Source organism: Qipengyuania triglochinis (genome assembly GCF_054655615.1).
Window position 1 is genome coordinate 593,846 of the sequence record NZ_BAAHND010000001.1, and the last position, 19,079, is coordinate 612,924.

The following is a 19,079-nucleotide window of genomic DNA, read 5'->3' on the forward strand; positions in this document are numbered from 1 at the left end:
CGTGAGCGGCCCGATTGGTTTGAAAGATGATGCTGGCTACAAGGAAATTATGCCGCAGTCTGGAAAGCATCTTCTCCCAAAGCCATCAAGCTGTCGCTCCCCGCTTCGAGTTTGCGGCGCAGCGCACCCGCATCCGGAAGATACCGATCCATGTAATACCGGGCAGTGGCCAGCTTTTGCTCGTAAAACGCTTTGTCATCACCTGATCCAGTAAGACAATTTTGCGCCTTACGCGCCATTTTCAACCACATAAGTCCGAGCGTCACGATGCCCATTATGTGCATGTAGTGATGCGCGCCGGCACCCAGGTGATTGGGGTTCTGCATGGCGTTCTGCATGAACCACATCGTCGCCGCCTGCTGTTGCCCAAGAGCCTTTTCCAGCTGCTCGGCCATATCCTTCAGTTCATCGACTTCTTTCGCGGCAGCGATCTCTTCGCCGACATGTTTGAAGAAGGCTTGAACGGCGGCACCGCCCTTCTGCGCCAGCTTGCGACCGCACAAGTCCATCGCCTGTACGCCGTTCGTGCCTTCATAAATCTGGGCAATCCGCGCGTCACGAACATATTGGCTCATGCCCCATTCTTCAATGTAGCCATGGCCACCAAAAACTTGCTGCATATTGGTCGCGACTTCGTAGCCCTTGTCGGTGCCGTAGCCCTTGATGACAGGGGTCAAAAGGCCGAGCATAAGGTCTGCCTCTTCGCGTTCTTCCTCGGTTTGGGCCTGATGTGTAAGATCTACAAGCAGGCCGCCCCACAGAGCCAGCGCGCGCATCCCTTCCGTGAACGCCTTTGCGTCCATCAGCATGCGGCGAACATCGGGGTGCACAAAAATCGGATCGGCCTGCGCTTCCGGTTCTGCCGGGCCGGTCAGAGCACGCCCTTGCCGGCGGTCGAGAGCGTATACGACGGCATTTTGATAAGCAACTTCAGCCTGGCTCAGCCCTTGAATGCCCACGCCAAGCCGGGCGGCATTCATCATGATGAACATGGCAGCAAGCCCCTTGTTCTCCTCGCCGACCATCCAGCCCTTCGCGCCGTCGTAGTTGAGAACGCAGGTGGCATTGCCGTGAATACCCATCTTCTCTTCGATCGACCCACACATAACACCGTTGCGTTCGCCCAGAGTGCCATCCTCATTGACCAGGAATTTCGGCACGACGAAGAGAGAGATTCCCTTGCTGCTGTCGGGCGCGCCCGGAGTCTTTGCGAGGACCAGGTGGATGATGTTTTCACTCATGTCGTGTTCGCCGGCCGAGATGAAAATCTTGGTGCCGGTGATCGCATAGCTGCCATCGCCCTGCGGTTCCGCCTTGGTACGGATCATACCCAGATCCGTGCCGCACTGCGGTTCGGTCAGGTTCATCGTGCCCGTCCATTCGTTCGAGATCATTTTGGGTAGGTATTTTGCTTTCTGCTCACCGGATCCCTTGGCGATCAGGGCAGAGATTGCTCCGTTAGTGAGGCCGGGATACATACCGAAAGCCTGGTTGGCGCTGGAAATGAACTCTTCCATGACAAAGCCGAGAACGTGCGGCATGCCCTGCCCACCGAATTCTTCGGGAGCCGAGATCGTGCCCCAACCTGCTTCACGGAACTGGTCGAAGGCATCCTTGAAGCCAGGAGGGGTGGTGACGGACCCGTCATCATTCCGAACGCAACCATGTTCGTCACCGATCCGGTTCAGCGGCGCCAGAACTTCGGAGCAGAATTTGCCGCCCTCACTGATGATAGCATCCACGACATCCTTGGAAGCCATCTCGAAACCCGGCAGATTGCCGTAGCTTCCGAGATCGAGGAGTTCGTTGATGATGAAGCGGGCGTCGCGAGCGGGGGCATTATAAATGGGCATTGGATGTCCTTGGGAAAGAATGGCTTTCGTTAATCTTGAAGTTAGATCGTTCTCTAATCGAGCTGATCTTCGACCAAGCTGATAAATTCGGCGAGTTCCTTAATCGAACTATCGATATCGGCACGCTGCGCCTTCAACTTGGCCACATGTTTCTTGCATTTTTCGAGCGTGACGCGGCGCTGTTCGGCACGCCCGTCGTCGAGGTCGTAAAGATCGATCATCTCGCGAATTTCGGTAAGCGAGAAACCGACATTCTTGGCACGCATGATCCATGCGAGACGGGCCCGATCGCGCTTCGAATAGATCCTGGTCAGTCCAACGCGCGACGGAGCAATTAGGCCTTCGTCTTCGTAAAAACGCAAAGCCCGCGCCGTGCACTCGAACTCGCTCGTCAGATCCGAAATCGAAAACTGTTCGCGTTCGAGCTTGTCGGGTCGTTCGAGATGTGCGCCGGCATGACGACGATCGTTATCGGCATTGGTAAGCGGCTGTGTCATGCACACTTTCTAGCCAAACGTTTACGTAAGCGTCAAGGCTTGACGGGTTGGAGAATGCCGGCATCCAACTTGCGATAGAAACAACTCGTCGCCCCGGTGTGGCATGTGGGGCCGGCCGGATCGCACCGCAGGACGAGTGCGTCTTGGTCGCAGTCGACTAAAATTTCCTCTACTCGCAAGACATTGCCGGAAGTTTCACCTTTCTGCCAAAGCGCTCCGCGAGAGCGTGAATGGAAATGAGCTATACCGGTGCGCACGGTGGCATCGATCGCTTCTCTGTTCATGAAGGCGACCATTAGGATACGACCAGTATGAACGTCCTGTACGACTGCGCTGAGCAGTCCCTTGTCATCGAACTTAGGAAGGAAATCCTCGCCATCTTCGCGGTCGATCGGGTCTTTTGCCACAGGCACTCCGTATAATTGTATAACTACGACAGTCTGTTGCACGACCGCCACAAGCCGGGTTCAAAATTCGCTTTAAGCAAAGAACGCTGTTTGAGGAACGGACTTTCTAGGGAATGTAATGGCCCTGCAGGTGATGTGAAGCCTGCCAACCGGAGCATCGGTGCCAAAAGAGCGCCAGGTTCAGGGGGTCCCGGATCCGCAGCCGCGAGGGGGTTTACACGCGGCGCATCCGGTAACGATGAGGGATAGGACCTGATGCATGCTGGGGGGCTGCATCGCTATGGTCCGGTGTATTTCGTCACGTGGCGCCCGGGGTCTTCGGACTCCGGGCGTTTCGTTTATCTCGCATGATCGAGAGCTTCGTCCAAAACGCGGGCGAAGCAGGCAATGACCACAGTCTTCGCCCCCGCTTTCTTAAGAGCCTTCACGCACGCCGCCGTTGTGGCTCCGCTCGTCAGCACGTCGTCGACCAATAGAATATCCCGACCTGAAATTTTCTGCTTTCTGTTTACTGCAATCGCTCCAGCAAGCGCCTTTGTCCGCGCTTTCGCGCCCATTCCACCAAGGCTCGGCGTTCTTTTGTTGCGGATCAGGCCATCGACCACAAGCGTACCGTGACCCGCTTTCGCCAGTTCAGATCCCAACAAAGCCGCCTGATTGAATCCGCGCTGCCAGAGGCGCCAGCGATGGAGTGGGACGGGCACAATCAACCTATGGCCATCCCGCGAGGGAATACGGGCAGCAATCAGCCGCGCCAGCAGAGGCGCCAGCGCTATACGTCGGCCGTGTTTCAAGGCGAGGACCAGTTTGCGCGATGTATCTGTATAGAGCGTGCCGGCAGCGATTCCATCGTGAAGCGGAGGATTTGAAAGGCAGGGCGCGCAGAGAGCTCCATCAACTGGTCCTCGCTCACCGAACGGCCGCTGACAGGTAGCACAGGAGGGGTCACCGGGAATGGCTAGGTCGGACCAACATGTTGCGCAGAGCCCTCCCTGCCCCCCGATGCTCTCGCCGCACGCTGGACAGCGCGGCGGGTATACGAGATCAACCAGAGGAGCGATCCCGTCTCCCAAGGCCCGTCGCATCGTGGTTATTCTCCCCATGCCGGTGTGCTGCACCGCTTGCATGCTTGTGGCAAGCGCGGCAGGGGAGCCGGGATGGATATTAGCGATGGCAGATAGGGCGCCTCCCCGCATTTTCAGCCGCCAGCGCCGCATGGCCGGCTACCGACGGGCGCTGGTCCGCCAGTCGCAGCGCGACGCGGCGCGCTATGTTCTGGACGACATGGTCGAGGACATTCTCGACCGGCTCGAGTTCATGCGATTCGAACCTGCCCGAGTCCTCGTGATCGGCGACTGGACGGGCACCCTCGCCCTCTCGCTGCGGGGGCGCGGATCGCAGGTGGAAGAAGCCAATGTCCGGACGATCGACGAAGAGAAGCCGATCGGGGATGGATCCTACAATCTTATCGTCAGCCTCGCCTCGCTGGGCCGGGTCAACGATCTGCCCGGCGCACTACTGCATTTGCGCACGGCATTGGCCGAAGGAGGCATCGTCATTGCCTCGATGATCGGCGCGGGGAGCCTGACGAACCTGCGGCGCGCCGTCATTGCGGCGGAACCCGACCGGCCGGCCGGCCGGATGCATCCGCTGGTCGACAATGCCGGTGCTTCGGCGCTGATGCAGCGTGCCCTGTTCAAACGGCAGGTGGTCGACAGCCGTTCGCTCGAAGTCGCCTTCGGATCGCTCGACCGGCTCGTGTCGGACCTGCGCGACCAAGGGCTGACGTCGAGCCTTGCGAGCGGCGCGCCGCCTATGGGTAAAGCTGCCCTCGATCGCGCCCGCAAGTCCTTTCTCACCGCTGCGAACGACCGAGATCGGGTCATCGAAACATTCGAGATACTGACCCTAACCGGCTGGAAAGACTAGCGAAGGCTCGCCTGTGCTGCCGCGAGCCGTGCGATCGGCACACGGTAGGGCGAGGCGCTGACGTAATCGAGCCCGGTCTTCTCGCAAAAGGCGATGCTGGCCGGATCGCCGCCATGTTCGCCGCAGATTCCAAGCTTGATATCGGCGCGCGTCTGGCGCCCGCGTTCCGCCGCCAGTTCGACCAGCTGGCCGACCCCGTCGATGTCGAGGCTGACGAAAGGATCGCGCGCGAAAATGCCCTTTTCGACATATTCGGTCAGGAAGCGGCTCGCATCATCGCGGCTGACGCCCAGAGTCGTCTGCGTGAGGTCGTTGGTACCGAAGCTGAAAAATTCGCCGACTTCGGCGATTTCGCCCGCCATCAGTGCAGCGCGCGGCAATTCGATCATGGTGCCGACGAGATAGTCGAGCGTGCGGCCGGTGACTTCGAAGACTTCCGCAGCCACGCGATCCACCACCGCTTTCAACAATTCGAGTTCCTTGCGCGTTGCGACAAGCGGAATCATCACCTCGGGTACAGGGGCTTCTTCGCTGGTCTTGGCGACTTCGCACGCCGCCTCGAAAATCGCGCGTGCCTGCATCTCGTAGATTTCCGGGTAGGTAATCCCGAGGCGGCAACCGCGATGGCCCAGCATGGGGTTGAATTCATGCAGTTCGCCCGCGCGTCGCTTCAATTGATCGACAGTCTTACCGGTGGCGGAGGCCAGTTCTTCGAATTCGGCATCGCCATGCGGCAGGAATTCGTGCAGCGGCGGATCGAGCAGGCGAATGGTGCATGGCAAGCCCGCCATAACCTCGAAGATCTTGACGAAATCGGCACGCTGTTCGGGCAGCAGTTTTTCGAGCGCGGCACGGCGACCCGCTTCATCGTCGGCCAGGATCATCTGGCGCACGGCGCTGATGCGGTCGGCATCGAAGAACATATGCTCGGTACGGCACAGGCCAATGCCTTCGGCACCGAACTGGCGCGCCATGCGGCAATCGTTTTCGGTTTCGGCATTGGTGCGGACCCGCATGCGCCGGTGTTTGTCGGCCCATTCCATCAGCGTGCCGAAATCGCCGGCCAGTTCCGGCTCGATGGTGGCAACTTCGCCAGCCATGATCTGCCCATTGCCGCCATCCAGCGTGATGACGTCGCCTTCCTTAAGGTCGCGATTTCCGATGGTTAACGTGCGGCCTTCACGCGCAATCGAAACCTGCGACGCGCCGGAGACGCATGGGCGCCCCATGCCGCGTGCCACAACGGCAGCATGGCTGGTCATCCCGCCGCGCGCCGTCAGAATGCCGGTGGCGGCGTGCATGCCGTGAATGTCTTCCGGGCTGGTTTCGATACGGACGAGGATGACCTTCTCGCCCCGCCCGGCCCACAGTTCTGCAGTATCGGCGTCGAGCACGATCTTCCCGCTGGCCGCGCCTGGCGATGCCGGAAGGCCGGTGGTTAGCACATCGCGGGGCGCATCGGGATCGAGCGTGGGGTGTAAGAGCTGGTCGAGAGCCATGGGATCGACCCGCAGGATAGCGGTCTTTTCGTCGATCAGCCCCTCGCCCACCATATCGACCGCCATTTTCAAAGCGGCCTTGGCAGTGCGTTTCCCGGTGCGGGTTTGCAGCAGCCAGAGCTTGCCCTGCTGAACGGTGAACTCGATATCCTGCATGTCCGTGTAATGCTTCTCGAGCAGTTCGAAGACATGTGCCAGTTCGGCAAAGGCATCGGGCATGGCTTCTTCCATGCTCGGCTTGTCGGCGCCTGCATCTTCGCGGCGCGCCCTAGTGAGATATTGCGGCGTACGAATACCTGCGACCACGTCTTCACCCTGCGCATTGACCAGCCATTCGCCGTAATAGGCTTTCTCGCCGGTCGAAGGATCGCGGGTGAAGGCAACGCCGGTGGCGCTGGTGTCGCCCATATTGCCGAACACCATGGCCTGCACATTGACGGCAGTGCCCATGTCATGCGGAATGTCGTTCAGGCGGCGATAGACCTTGGCGCGTTCGGTATCCCAGCTGTCGAACACGGCGCTGATGGCGCCCCACAATTGCTCGACCGGGTCTTGCGGGAACGGCTTTCCCAGTTCCTGCTCGACGATGGACTTGTACTCGGCGACGAGCGTCTTCCATTCCTCGGCGCTGAGTTCCGTATCGGCGTAATAGCCATTGTCTTCCTTGGCGATTTCGAGCGCTTCCTCGAACAAGCCGTGATCCACGCCCAGCACCACATCGCCATACATCTGGATGAAGCGGCGATAGCTGTCCCAGGCAAAGCGTTCGTCACCCGAAGTCTTCGCGAGGCCTTTCACCGTCTCGTCATTGAGGCCGAGGTTCAGCACGGTATCCATCATGCCGGGCATGGAAACCGCCGCGCCGGACCGAACCGACACAAGCAAAGGATCGGCCGCGTCGCCGAAGCCCTTGCCCACGGTCGCTTCCACATGGGAGAGCGCCTGCGCCACATCGGCGCGCATCTTCTCGGAAAAGTCGCTGCCGCCCGCCAGATACTTGAGACATTCCTCAGTCGCAATGGTGAAGCCCGGGGGGACCGGCAGGCCGATGCTGGCCATTTCCGCAAGATTGGCACCCTTGCCGCCAGTGACGGTCTTGTCCTTCTGCCGCGCATTCGTATGCGGGGCATTTCCGCCGAAGGTAAAGACTGTATCGTTCATATCCATCCCGGTTTATCTGAAGCAAGTTGACACAGTTGACAGTGTCATAGGATTTAAATCGGCTATCCCTCGATGCGAGAGAAGTCCGCAACTTTGTGCACCGCAGCACGGAAGCGTGCAAGCAGGTCCAGACGATGTGCCCGCTTGTTTTCTTCATCCGCATTAACCGTCACTTCTTCGAAGAAGCGATCGATTGGCGCGCGGAGACTGGCCAGCGCCGCCATCGCAGCACCGAAGTCTTCCGCTTCGATAGCGCGTGCCGCTGCGGGTTCCGAATCTGCCAACGCATCCATCAGCGCCTTTTCCGCAGGTTCTGGCTGGTAGGAAAGTTCTTTCGCGTGCCGCTCGCTCATTTTGGCGTCGATTACGGCCTTCATGTCCGGATCGTCGACCAGCGCGAGCGGATCTTCTTCCCCGGTTCGGGCGATCTGGCCTTCGGTACCGTGCCAGTCTTCCTTCTTCAGGATATTGGCGGCTCGCTTGTAACCGGCGAGTAGATTGGCGCCGTCCTCTGTGTCCATGAAGGACTGGAGCGCCTGCGTACGTTTCACCATGCGAACATTGTCGCCGCCTTCTTCCACGGCAACGACGGCATCGATCATATCGTGCCGGATATTCGCCTCGCGCTGCTGCACTTTAAGTCGTTCGATCAGGAACGAGGCGATCTCTCGGCCTGCATTGGAAGATTTCCCAGCATGAGCCGCATTTGTGATGAGGTCGAACATCGATGCGCGAAGGTCGTTTTCGATAAGCAGCCGCAGGATACCGAGCGCCGCGCGACGAAGAGCGAAGGGATCCTTCGAACCGGTAGGCTTTTCGTCTATCTGGAAGAAGCCGACCAACGTATCCAGCTTGTCAGCCAAACTCACCGCCACCGTCACTGGAGCGGTTGGAACCTCGTCGCCCTGCCCGACCGGCTTATAGTGATCGCGGATGGCATCGGCGACCGCATCGGGCAGGCCCTCGGCCCGGGCGTAGTAGCCGCCCATCAGGCCCTGCAGTTCGGGAAACTCGCCGACCATTTCGGTGACGAGGTCGGCCTTGGCAAGGCGCGCAGCCTGTTCGGCCATGTCCGCCAACTCAGAAACCGTTCGTGCTGAGCTTGTCGAAGCACCGTTCTTTTCTTCTGGCGCTAAGTCCGAAGTGAAGGACGGCCCTTCGACAGGCTCAGGGCGAACGGAGGAGGGTTTCACGACACCCTCTTCCACCAGCCAGCGGGCCAGCTTGGCCACTCGGTCAACCTTATCGGCAACCGTGCCCAGCTTTTCGTGGAAGGTGATCCGCTCCAGTCCCGTGGCGTGCTCGGCGAGCGTCTTCTTGCGGTCGACATCCCAGAAGAAGCGCGCGTCGGACAGGCGGGCGGCGAGGACCTTGCGGTTGCCGTCGACAACGCGTGCGCCGCCGTCTTCCGCCTCGATATTGGCGGTGCAGATGAAAGCGTTGGCGAGATTGCCAGCATCGTCTTCGCAGACGAAATACTTCTGGTTCACGCGCGCGGTGAGCTGGATGGTTTCTGGCGGGACTTCGAGGAAATCTTCCTCGAACCGGCCGAGCAGCGGGACGGGCCATTCGGTAAGGCCCGCATTTTCCACCACCAGCCCTTCGTCCTCGACCAGCTTGAGGCCGGCTTCGGAAGCGACCGTGGCGGCGCCTGCACGGATCAGGTCCTGCCGTTCCTCGTGATCGACGATCACGTGACCTGCGCGCAGCTTCATCGCGTAATCGCCCGCATTGCCCACGGTGATGTCGCCGGTGTGGTGGAAGCGATGGCCGAGCGTGACCGCGCCCGAGGTGACGCCGTGCACCTCGCATTCGACCACTTCGTCACCCAGCAAAGCGACGATGCCCGACAGCGGGCGCACCCAGCGCAGGCTCTCGGTACTGACAGAGGCAGCGCCCCAGCGCATCGACTTGGGCCAGCTGAAGTCGCGGATGATCGCAGGGATTGCGTCAGCCAGCAGGTCTTTGGTTGCACGGCCAGGGACGTTCTTCACGGCGAAATAGGTCTCACGCCCCTTCACGTCGCGAACTTCCAGATCGCCCTTCTCGACGCCTGCCTTGCGGCAGAAACCGTCGAGCGCCTGATCGGGAGCGCCGACCGGCGGACCTTTCAGTTCTTCGCTGACGGCCTCGGTCGCGTCGGGCAGATCGCGCGCGATCAGCGCCAGACGCCGCGGGGTGGACCAGAGGGTGAGTTCACCCATGGCGACGCCGGCCGCGTCCATCTCGCGGCGGAACAGCTTTTCCAGTTCGGCGCGCGCACCGCCCTGCATGCGGGCCGGAATTTCCTCGCTGCGCAGTTCGAGAAGAAAGTCGCTCATTTGGCGCCTCCCGTCATCGCGAGGAGCCAAAGGCGACGCGGCGATCCATCTTGCGACAGCTCACCCAGTGCCTCCGGAAGGAGATGGATTGCTTCGCTTCGCTCGCAATGACGTTGCATTTTCCAGAGCACACTCATTTCGACCACTCCGGATATTTCTCGGCCCATGCGGGCGCTTCCTTTTCCATATGCGCTTCGCACGATCCGCGCGCGAGGTCGCGAACGCGGCCCATGTAGCTGGCGCGTTCCTGCACGCTGATCACGCCGCGCGCCTGCAGCAGGTTGAAGATGTGGCTGGCCTCTACCGCTTGCTCGTAAGCAGCGATGGGCACATTCGCAGCGAGCGCATTCTTGCACTCGGCCTCGGCCTTGTTGAACAGGTCGAACAGGGCATCCGTTTCGGCGACCTCGAAGTTCCATTTCGACATCTGCTTCTCGTTCTCGAGAAACACATCGCCATAGGACACGCCGCGGTCGTTGAAGGCGAGATCGTAGACGCTGTCGACGCCCTGAATATACATGGCGAGGCGTTCGAGCCCGTAGGTCAGTTCGCCCGCGACCGGCTTGCAGTCGAAGCCGCCCATTTGCTGGAAATAGGTGAACTGGGTGACTTCCATACCGTCGCACCAGACTTCCCAGCCCAGCCCCCACGCTCCCAGCGTCGGGCTTTCCCAGTCGTCTTCCACAAAGCGGATGTCGTGCTTCAGCGGATCGATGCCGATGACCGACAGGCTCTTGAGATAGAGGTCCTGGATGTCGGGCGGGCTCGGCTTCAGGATCACTTGATACTGGTAATAGTGCTGGAGGCGGTTGGGGTTCTCGCCATAACGCCCGTCGGTCGGGCGACGGCAGGGCTGCACGAAGGCCGCATTCCACGGCTCCGGCCCCAGCGCCCGCAATGTGGTCGCTGTGTGAAAGGTGCCCGCGCCCATACGCATGTCGTAGGGCTGCAGAATGAGGCACCCGTTCGCGCTCCAGAAATCGTGGAGCGCGAGGATCATGTCCTGAAAGGATTTTTGCGGATTACGGTCCATGCGGCGGGCAATGGCCGATGCATAAAAAGCCGTCAATGCCGCACCGCGGATATGGTGCGAATGACAGGTCATCAAAACTTTTTGTCAGGTCTTGTTGACATGGTCAGCGAATCGCGACATATAGTCAGCACAACCTGACACAAAGGAAGGTTGACCTAACCCACTGGACCCTACATCCAAGCTGGAGATTTGACATGAACAAGACTTTCGCACTCGCCGCCGCTGCCCTCGTAATTGCCGCCGCTCCGGCATATGCCGACTACACCCACCACGCAGTCGTTACGGTAAAGACATCGGATCTGGACCTCGCATCGGCATCGGGTCAGGAACGCCTAGAGGCACGCATGGACCGCGAAATTCGCCGCGCCTGCCGGATCGGCGGCAAGGGTCTCGAAATCATGCACGCCGAGGCGCAGTGTCGCGCCGATCTACGGGAAACTGCACGTACCAAAGTTGCATTGGCGGTAGCGCAGGCTCGCACCGAGCGCCTCGCTAGCAATGCCATCGACAACCAAGGCTAATTCCCTCGCCGGAGCGCGCCTCAAAGGTGCGCTCCGGCAAAAACAAACGCTCGGACGGATAACGGAATGAATATCGAGAAACAGAAAAAACGGAAGAATGTGGGCGCGGATCAATTCTTCGTCAGTCACTTCACGGCGAGCGCGTCGGTTGCAATTTTGTGGCTCGGCTATGTCTGGCAATTGCCGGACTTCCTTTCCGGTATCGCCGCAGGTCTGTTCCTCGTAGCCTTCGCAGGGATGTGGATTTGGCGCGGGCGTGATGAATACACATCGGCAATCTGGCATTCCGGCACTGCTGCAGGGTTTGCCACCATCGTGCTCTGGCTGGTTGCCCATGCACTGTTTTTTCCATTCGACAGCTTTGCCTGGATCGATAATGGGACCGCGGCTCTGCTGAGCATAACCGTTTATTTGGTGGCCGTTTTCGTCAAACTGGTCGGAGGCAGGAATTGAAGAACCGGCTCAAGGTCTTGCGCGCAGAGCGCGACTGGAGCCAGGCCGAACTGGCGCTCAATCTCGATGTGTCGCGCCAAGCCGTGAACGCCATCGAGACCGGCAAGCACGATCCGTCGCTCCCCCTCGCCTTCCGTATTGCCCGGCTGTTTGACATGCCAATCGAGGAAATCTTCGATGATGGTGAAGACTAGACAACCGATCTGATCGTCGCCGCTCACGTATCCCGTCCACCGTTCGACAACCCCAATCCAACGACAGAGAGAGACCACTTATGAAACGCTTCCTCCTTACCTCATGCACCGGCATTGCCCTGGCCCTTGGCGGCTGCGCTACGGCTGGAACGCCCGATGCCGACACCGCCGCTGTCTCCACCAGGGCTGCCCCGTCCGGCCCAGCGCTTTGGAAGGTGGCCGACGAAGACACGACCATCTACCTGTTCGGTACGGTCCATGTTCTGCCTGCCGATGTCGAATGGTATGACGAAGATATCGCCGCCGCGCTCGAGAATGCGGATACGCTCGTCACTGAAATTCCTGCAGACGCGATGAAAGATCCTGCGCTTCAGGGCGCCATCATGCAGAAGGCGATGCTGCCCGAGGGCCAGACACTGCGCCAGATGCTCTCTGCCGAAGACCGCGCCGTTTACGAACAGGCGCTTGGCAAGCTGGGCATGCCGCCCGCCGCGTTCGACCGCTTCGAACCGTGGTTCGCTGGTATGACCCTGTCGGTCCTTCCGCTGATCAAAGAGGGATACGATCCGGAAAGCGGCGTCGAGAAAATCGTCGAAGCTGCCGCTTCCAAGACCGCCCAGCGCGCCGCGCTTGAAACGGTCGGCCAGCAGATCGATTTCTTCGATACACTGCCGGCGGAAAGCCAGACGGAATTTCTCATGGCGCTGGCCCGCGATCTGGATGGCATGGTATCCATGATGGACGAAATGGTCGCCGAATGGCTCGAAGGCGATGCCGATGGTCTGGCCGAAATCATGAACAAGAGCATGACCGATCCGGTGGTGGCTGCTGCCCTGCTGTATAATCGCAACGAGCGCTGGGCCGAGTGGATCGACGAACGGCTCGACCAGCCTGGCGCGGTGTTCATCGCGGTTGGCGCAGGTCACCTCGCGGGCGAGAAAAGCGTGCAGGATTACCTCCGCTCGCGCGATATCGAGGTCACCCGCGTCCAGTAAGCGGATTTGAGTTGCGGCAAGCCTTCCCAAGCAGACGGGTTGGCTTGCCGCTTGCTTTTCCCGTCCCTCGCGCTATAGGCGCGCGCTTCGGCGTCATGGTCATCCCTGGAGGCGTGGCGGACCGAATATATCAAACGCATTCGAAAGGTAAGCGACATGAGCGATGCTCTGACACTTCCGGCCGAGACGCGCGAACGGGCAGGCAAGGGAGCCTCCCGTGCACTGCGTCGTGAAGGCCGCGTCCCCGCCGTGATCTATGGCGGTAAGGAAGAACCCACGATGATTCACGTGGAATTGAAGGAGCTGGTCAAGCAGCTCGACACCGGCCACTTCATGAACTCGATCGTCGAGATCGAACTGAATGGCAAAAAGGTGAAAACAATTCCGAAGGACGTGTCGCTTCACCCCGTCAAGGATCGCCCCGAGCATGTCGATTTCTTCCGCCTCGCAAAGGGTGGCAAGATCGAAGTTCAGGTTCCGGTCGTCTTCATCAACGAAGAAGCGAGCCCGGGTCTCAAGAAGGGCGGCGTTCTGAACGTTGTCCGTCACGAGCTGGAACTGGTCTGCGAAAACGACAAGATCCCCGGCGAAATCGAAATCGATGTCACCGGCAAGGAAGTCGGCGATTCGATCCACATCAGCGAAGTTACGCTTCCGGCCGGTGCTGAAAGCGCCATCACCGATCGCGACTTCACCATCGCAACCCTCGTCGCTCCGTCAGCTCTCAAGAAGAGCGAAGAAGAGCAGACCGGTGCCGATATGGAACCGGGCGAAACTGCCGCGACCGAACAGGGTCCGGATGACGACGCTGCAGAAGAGCAGGAAGAAAAGAGCGAATAAGCTCTTTCCTTACAGGATCACCAAGGCGCCGGTCTCGCAAGAGGCCGGCGTTCTTGTTTCCGGGGGTATTTCTGCGCGGGATCCAAGCACTTTGATACCTCCGATTTGCTTGTGGCCGCAGCTTCGGTAAAGCGCGCCTCATGCAGATATGGACAGGCCTTGGTAATCCCGGACCGCAATATGCGATGCACCGGCACAATATCGGTTTCATGGTATGCGATGCCATTGCCGAAATTCACGGGTTCGGCCCCGTGCAGAAGAAGTTTTCCGGCTGGGTTCAGGAAGGTCGCATCGGTGCGGAGAAGATCATTCTGCTCAAACCGGCAACCTTCATGAACAAGAGCGGGCAGTCGGTCGGCGAGGCGATGCGCTTCTACAAGCTGGATATCGAAGCCCTTACCGTTTTCCATGACGAGCTGGACCTTGCGCCGTTCAAGGTGAAAGTGCGGCGCGGCGGCGGCCTTGCTGGGCACAACGGGCTGAAATCGATCAACCAGCATCTGGGCCCCGACTTCCGCCGGGTGCGCATCGGCATCGGCCATCCTGGCAGCAAGGAACGCGTCAACGGCCACGTTCTGGGCAATTATGCCAAGGCCGAGATGGACGAACTTGCCGGCGTGCTCGGGGCGATGGGGGCGGAGGCCGATTGGCTCGCCAAGGGCGACGACGTGCGGTTCATGAACGACATTGCCCTAAGAATGCAGGACTGACGCTGGCAATCGCGGCGCGCGCAGTCTAAAGGCGCGCTGAGCACATTATTTCCGGAGTTATCGATGGGTTTCCGTTGCGGGATCGTTGGCCTGCCGAATGTCGGCAAGTCTACCCTTTTCAATGCATTGACCGAGACGCAGGCCGCGCAGGCCGCGAATTATCCGTTCTGCACGATCGAGCCGAACGTCGGCCAGGTGTCCGTCCCCGATGAACGGTTGGACAAGATCGCCGCGATCGCAGGCTCGGCCAAGATCATCCCGACGCAGCTGGCCTTCGTCGATATCGCCGGCCTCGTGAAGGGCGCAAGCCAGGGCGAAGGTCTGGGCAACCAGTTCCTCGGCAACATTCGCGAAGTGGACGCCATCGTCCACGTTCTGCGCTGTTTCGAGGATGATGACATCCAGCACGTCTCGAACAAGGTCGATCCGATCGCGGACGCCGAAGTGGTCGAGACCGAACTGATGCTTTCGGATCTGGAAAGCCTCGAAAAGCGTGTGCCGAATGCGCAGAAGCGGGCCACCGCAGGCGACAAGGAAGCAAAGATAACTGCCAGCGTGCTCGGTCAGGCGCTCGACCTGCTGCGCGATGGTAAGCCTGCCCGCCTCACCCAGCCCAATGACGAAGAAGAGGCGCGCGTCCTGCGCCAGGCGCAGCTCATCACCGCCAAGCCGGTGCTGTATGTCTGCAATGTCGGCGAAGAGGATGCCGCCAAGGGCAACGCCTTCTCCGATCTGGTTTTCGAAAAGGCCAAGGCCGAAGGCGCGCAGGCCGTCGTAGTCTCTGCCGCTATCGAGAGCGAGCTGGTCGGCATGGAAGCCGAAGACCGCGCGGAATATCTCGCCGAACTCGGGCTTGAAGAAAGCGGCCTCTCGCGCGTGATCAAGGCGGGTTACAAGCTGCTCGGCCTGAACACCTTTTTCACCGCCGGCCCCAAGGAAGCGCGCGCCTGGACTTTCCCTGAAGGTGCCAAAGCCCCGCAGGCGGCAGGTGAAATTCACACCGATTTCGAGCGCGGATTTATTCGTGCTGAAACAATTGCGTTCGATGACTTCGTCACTCTCAAGGGCGAAAGCGGTGCACGCGAAGCGGGCAAGCTGCGCCAGGAGGGCAAGGAATACCTCGTTCAGGACGGCGACGTCCTTATGTTCAAGTTCAACGTCTGATCAAACACGGGTCGCCATGAAGAAGATTGTAAGCGCACTGGCCCTGGCGGCCGCAACTGCCCTGCCCGCCTGTGCCCCGCAGCCCATTGAGAATGTCTCTGCAGTTCGGGCGGAAGTGCGCGAGCCGGTCACCATTCTCGTGTCCATAGACGGCTTCCATCCGTCCTATCTCGATCGCGGGATCACGCCTGCAATGTCGGCCCTTGCCGCTGACGGCGTCCGGGCGGAAATGCGCCCATCCTTTCCCAGCAAGACGTTCCCGAACCATTGGACGCTGGTGACTGGTCTCGTCCCCGACCACCACGGCATCACGGCCAACCGTATGGAAGACCAGGCCCGTCCGGATGAACCGTTCACCATGGCGTCGCTCGACCCCTACTGGTGGAGCGAGGCAAAGCCGATCTGGGTCGAGGCCGAGGAGGCTGGAATCCGGTCCGCCGCCATGTTCTGGCCCGGCTCCGCAGTTCCATGGGGCGGAACGGCGAAAGATTACGGCCCGGTCGACGACGGCGTTCTGCCTAGCGACTGGCAGCAGTTTTCGATGCAAGTATCGAATACGCAGCGTGTGAACAGCGTACTCGACTGGCTCCGACGCCCGTCGAACATCCGCCCGGAGTTCCTGACGCTGTACTTCGATACCGTGGACAGCGCCGGCCACGCAGCGGGCCCGGATAGCGAGGAGGTCAACGCAGCCCTTCGCGACGTGGACGCCCACATCGCTATGCTTATGGAAGGCCTGCGCGAATTCGGGCAGCCTGCCAACATCGTGATCGTATCCGACCATGGAATGGCCGCCACGAGTTCGGACCGGGTAATCGCGCTGGACGATATTCTCGATCGCTCCCTTTACCGTCTCGTGGAAGGCGGCGCTTATGCGACGTTCGAACCGACAGAAGGCAAAACCCGCGAATTCCGCGAAGCGATTCTGGCCAAGCACGACCACATGGACTGCTGGGCCAAGCAGGACATCCCGGCGCGGTATAATTACGGCACTCATCCGCGGATCCCTCCGTACCTCTGCCTGCCCGAAACCGGCTGGACCATTTCGCAATCCGCGCCGACTTCCCCTTGGTCTGGCGGCAGTCACGGTTTCGATCCCTATGCGCCAGAAATGCGATCGCTGTTCATCGCCAGCGGCCCGGCATTCCGTAGCGGTGCTAGCCTTCCGGTGTTCAACAATACGGACATCGCCCCGCTCTTGCGCAAGGTGATCGGTCTGCCACAGGTCGAACGGACCGATGGTTCGCTAGAAGAAGTGAAGGCCGCTCTCTCCCCGGGCAATTGAGCGCGCTGCGGAACGCTCCCCCGTCCCTGCCGTTAGGGGTGCAAACAAGGGGAGTTATCCGTGGTAGATAAATCAGAAAAATTCAACTGGCTGGTCCGCGTTGGCTATTTCAGCCGTGCCATCCTGTATTTCGTGCTTGGCCTTATCGCGCTCACGAGCGCCAGCAAGATCGAAGAGGGCACGAACGGCATCTTCCGCGCGATCAAGGATTATCCAGCAGGAACCGCGATCCTGTGGATCATGGTTATCGGGCTTATCGCCTATGCCCTTTTCCGTTTCTGCTCACCGCTGTTTGACATTGAGAACAACGGTTCGGACAGCAAGGGATGGGGAAAGCGCATCGGTCACGCCGGTAGCGGCATCGCCCATCTGGCGCTTGCCTATTCAGCCTACAAATTTGCCACCAGCAGCGGTTCGAGCGGGAGCTCGGGCGGCGGTGCGCAGGAAGCGGCATCGGGCGTTCTGTCCATGGACTTTGGCGGTGCCGTCCTAGGCATCCTCGGCATCGGTTTGTTCGTGGCCGCAATCTTCCAGGCAAAGAAGGGCATTACGGGCGAATTCATGAACCGTATCAGCGCCCGTGCCCCATCCGCCACCCGCTGGCTTGGCGGTGCCGGCTATCTGGCACGTGCCGTAGTCTATACCGTAATCGGTTGGTCGCTGTTCAAAGCTGGCTTCATGTCGGGCGGCGCACAGCAGATCAAGACACTGGGCGATGCTGTCTCCAGCCTGGCTGGCGAAGGTTTTGTATTCACGCTGACCGCCATTGGTTTGATGCTGTTTGGCCTCTTCAGCCTCGTGCTTGCCCGCTACAGGATCATTCCGGAACTCGACAGCAGTGCCGGGGTCCCCAAGTTCCGCGCCTGAATAAGCGCAAAATCGGATCGGCCGGGTCTGACGATGGTCAGGTCCTCGGTCGGTCCGATACAGATTTTGCAGGCCGGTTTCCCGCTTGAGGGTTGAAACGTTTTAGCGCGAGCTAACATGGAGGCGATGGCCGAAATGAAGAAAACCGCCCGTCTTTACCGCATGGTCATGGACCAGCATGTTTGTCCGTACGGCATCAAGTCGAAATGGCTGTTGGAGCGTGAAGGCTACAAGGTCGAAGATCATCATCTGACCACGCGACAGCAAACCGATGCGTTCAAGGCCGAGCACGATGTAAAGACTACGCCCCAGACCTTCATCGGTGGTGAGATGCTTGGTGGCTATACCGACCTGCGCAAGCATTTCGGCTACGACAAAGAAGTCGAAAGCGACACGAGCTATACGCCGGTAATCGCCGTATTCGCCGTCGCTACGGCCCTTGCCGTTTCTTTGAGCCTGTTCGTCTATGAGGCGCCGCTGACGGTCCGCGCCGGAGAATGGTTCGTCGCATTCTCGATGGCTATGCTCGCCATGCTGAAACTTCAGGATGTCGAGCAGTTCTCGACCATGTTCATAGGGTACGACCTGCTTGGCAGGCGCTTCGTGCCCTACGCATATGCCTACCCGTTTCTGGAAGCGACAGCAGCAGTATTGATGGCCGGGCGTATCCTGCCGTGGCTGTCCATACCGATCGCGCTTTTCATCGGGACCGTAGGAGCAGCAAGCGTTTTCTACGCCGTTTATATTCAGAAGCGCTCGATCAAATGCGCCTGCGTCGGCGGTAGCGGTAATGTCCCGTTAGGCTTTGTTTCCTTGAGCGAAAATCTCGCTATGATCGGTATGGGTCTCTGGATGCTTGCAAGACCGATGGTTTAAGTGTGGACCGGAAGATGATTTTTTACGAAGACCTTCACATCGGAACAGTTCGGAAATTCGGCAGATACGAAGTTACCCGAGACGAGGTATTGGAGTTCGCCGAGAAATACGATCCCCAGCCCTTCCACCTCGATGACGAGGCCGCAGCCCAAACACATTTCGGCAGGCTGTCGGCCAGCGGATGGCACACGTGCGCGATGACCATGAGGATGATGGTCGACGATATCACGGACAATCAGTCCGCATCTCTCGGGTCACCGGGTATTGACCAGTTGCGCTGGACAAAGCCGGTCTACCCTGGCGATACACTTCGGTGCGAAACCGAATTGATCGAGAAGCGCCGCAGTGCTTCCCGCCCTGAAATGGGGATTTTCAAAAGCCAGGTGCGCACCTTCAACCACAATGACGAGCTCGTGCTTGAGATGATCTCGAAGGCACTGATCCGCACGCGCTCTCCCGAAGGCAGGGATTAAC

At 59.8% G+C, this 19,079-nt stretch carries 19 protein-coding genes and 1 pseudogene; 12 read left to right on the forward strand and 8 right to left on the reverse strand.

Features of this window, described 5'->3' with window-relative positions:
* Positions 1-47: 47 nt before the first annotated feature.
* From ACYQ0G_RS03000 to ACYQ0G_RS03020, 5 genes and pseudogenes are all read right to left on the reverse strand, one after another.
* The gene (locus ACYQ0G_RS03000) at positions 48-1,853 is read right to left on the reverse strand and encodes an acyl-CoA dehydrogenase C-terminal domain-containing protein (protein WP_460099143.1); all 1,806 of its coding nucleotides are present in this window, start codon (positions 1,851-1,853) and stop codon (positions 48-50) included.
* 53 nt (positions 1,854-1,906) lie between these two features.
* Positions 1,907-2,350 (reverse strand): MerR family transcriptional regulator, encoded by a 444-nt coding sequence (locus ACYQ0G_RS03005; protein ID WP_460099146.1) that lies wholly within the window; start codon positions 2,348-2,350, stop codon positions 1,907-1,909.
* 32 nt (positions 2,351-2,382) lie between these two features.
* The gene (gene hisI, locus ACYQ0G_RS03010; protein ID WP_460099149.1) at positions 2,383-2,757 is read right to left on the reverse strand and encodes a phosphoribosyl-AMP cyclohydrolase; all 375 of its coding nucleotides are present in this window, start codon (positions 2,755-2,757) and stop codon (positions 2,383-2,385) included.
* 338 nt (positions 2,758-3,095) lie between these two features.
* Positions 3,096-3,461: a ComF family protein gene (locus tag ACYQ0G_RS03015; RefSeq protein ID WP_460100605.1), complete on the reverse strand. Its 366-nt coding sequence runs from the start codon at positions 3,459-3,461 to the stop codon at positions 3,096-3,098.
* A gap of 225 nt (positions 3,462-3,686) precedes the next feature.
* Positions 3,687-3,974: pseudogene (locus ACYQ0G_RS03020) on the reverse strand (double zinc ribbon domain-containing protein); the annotation flags it as partial.
* On the opposite strand from ACYQ0G_RS03020, the gene ACYQ0G_RS03025 reads away from it, so the two are divergent.
* Positions 3,928-4,686, forward strand: coding sequence for a methyltransferase domain-containing protein (locus ACYQ0G_RS03025; RefSeq protein WP_460099151.1), 759 nt, complete (start codon positions 3,928-3,930; stop codon positions 4,684-4,686). The pseudogene ACYQ0G_RS03020 and the gene ACYQ0G_RS03025 overlap by 47 nt on opposite strands.
* On the opposite strand, the gene ppdK is transcribed toward ACYQ0G_RS03025, so the two are convergent.
* The 3 genes from ppdK to ACYQ0G_RS03040 form a co-directional block, all read right to left on the reverse strand.
* Positions 4,683-7,346, reverse strand: a complete 2,664-nt coding sequence (gene ppdK / locus ACYQ0G_RS03030) for a pyruvate, phosphate dikinase (protein WP_460099154.1) — start codon at positions 7,344-7,346, stop codon at positions 4,683-4,685. The two genes, ACYQ0G_RS03025 and ppdK, sit on opposite strands and share 4 nt — an antisense overlap.
* A gap of 62 nt (positions 7,347-7,408) precedes the next feature.
* Positions 7,409-9,667, reverse strand: coding sequence for a glycine--tRNA ligase subunit beta (gene glyS / locus ACYQ0G_RS03035; RefSeq protein ID WP_460099156.1), 2,259 nt, complete (start codon positions 9,665-9,667; stop codon positions 7,409-7,411).
* A gap of 133 nt (positions 9,668-9,800) precedes the next feature.
* Entirely contained in the window at positions 9,801-10,700 is a 900-nt protein-coding gene (locus ACYQ0G_RS03040) for a glycine--tRNA ligase subunit alpha (protein WP_460100607.1), read from the reverse strand.
* 194 nt (positions 10,701-10,894) lie between these two features.
* Here ACYQ0G_RS03040 and ACYQ0G_RS03045 point away from each other — a divergent pair, with 194 nt between their 5' ends.
* The 11 genes from ACYQ0G_RS03045 to ACYQ0G_RS03095 all read left to right on the forward strand — a co-directional run bounded on the left by ACYQ0G_RS03045 (position 10,895) and on the right by ACYQ0G_RS03095 (position 19,078).
* Positions 10,895-11,221 carry a UrcA family protein gene (locus ACYQ0G_RS03045; protein ID WP_460099157.1) on the forward strand — a complete coding sequence of 109 codons (327 nt, stop codon included), beginning with the start codon at positions 10,895-10,897 and terminating at the stop codon, positions 11,219-11,221.
* A gap of 66 nt (positions 11,222-11,287) precedes the next feature.
* On the forward strand, positions 11,288-11,674 hold the full coding sequence (locus tag ACYQ0G_RS03050) for a hypothetical protein (RefSeq protein WP_460099160.1): 387 nt from the start codon (positions 11,288-11,290) through the stop codon (positions 11,672-11,674).
* A complete protein-coding gene (locus ACYQ0G_RS03055; RefSeq protein ID WP_460099162.1) occupies positions 11,671-11,868 on the forward strand; it encodes a helix-turn-helix transcriptional regulator in 198 nt (65 codons plus the stop codon). The genes ACYQ0G_RS03050 and ACYQ0G_RS03055 overlap by 4 nt, the downstream gene beginning before the upstream one ends.
* Before the next feature lie 80 nt (positions 11,869-11,948).
* Positions 11,949-12,863 carry a TraB/GumN family protein gene (locus tag ACYQ0G_RS03060; protein ID WP_460099165.1) on the forward strand — a complete coding sequence of 305 codons (915 nt, stop codon included), beginning with the start codon at positions 11,949-11,951 and terminating at the stop codon, positions 12,861-12,863.
* Between the two features lie 156 nt (positions 12,864-13,019).
* A complete protein-coding gene (locus ACYQ0G_RS03065; protein WP_460099166.1) occupies positions 13,020-13,703 on the forward strand; it encodes a 50S ribosomal protein L25/general stress protein Ctc in 684 nt (227 codons plus the stop codon).
* A 140-nt stretch (positions 13,704-13,843) separates the two neighbouring features.
* Positions 13,844-14,413 carry an aminoacyl-tRNA hydrolase gene (gene pth / locus ACYQ0G_RS03070; RefSeq protein ID WP_460099169.1) on the forward strand — a complete coding sequence of 190 codons (570 nt, stop codon included), beginning with the start codon at positions 13,844-13,846 and terminating at the stop codon, positions 14,411-14,413.
* A 63-nt stretch (positions 14,414-14,476) separates the two neighbouring features.
* Entirely contained in the window at positions 14,477-15,577 is a 1,101-nt protein-coding gene (gene ychF / locus ACYQ0G_RS03075) for a redox-regulated ATPase YchF (RefSeq protein WP_460099171.1), read from the forward strand.
* A gap of 16 nt (positions 15,578-15,593) precedes the next feature.
* On the forward strand, positions 15,594-16,862 hold the full coding sequence (locus tag ACYQ0G_RS03080; protein ID WP_460099173.1) for an alkaline phosphatase family protein: 1,269 nt from the start codon (positions 15,594-15,596) through the stop codon (positions 16,860-16,862).
* 60 nt (positions 16,863-16,922) lie between these two features.
* Positions 16,923-17,729, forward strand: coding sequence for a DUF1206 domain-containing protein (locus ACYQ0G_RS03085; protein ID WP_460099175.1), 807 nt, complete (start codon positions 16,923-16,925; stop codon positions 17,727-17,729).
* Positions 17,730-17,864: 135 nt separating this feature from the next.
* Positions 17,865-18,605, forward strand: coding sequence for a MauE/DoxX family redox-associated membrane protein (locus ACYQ0G_RS03090; RefSeq protein WP_460099178.1), 741 nt, complete (start codon positions 17,865-17,867; stop codon positions 18,603-18,605).
* 14 nt (positions 18,606-18,619) lie between these two features.
* Positions 18,620-19,078, forward strand: coding sequence for a MaoC family dehydratase (locus ACYQ0G_RS03095; protein WP_460099180.1), 459 nt, complete (start codon positions 18,620-18,622; stop codon positions 19,076-19,078).
* Position 19,079: the final 1 nt, after the last annotated feature.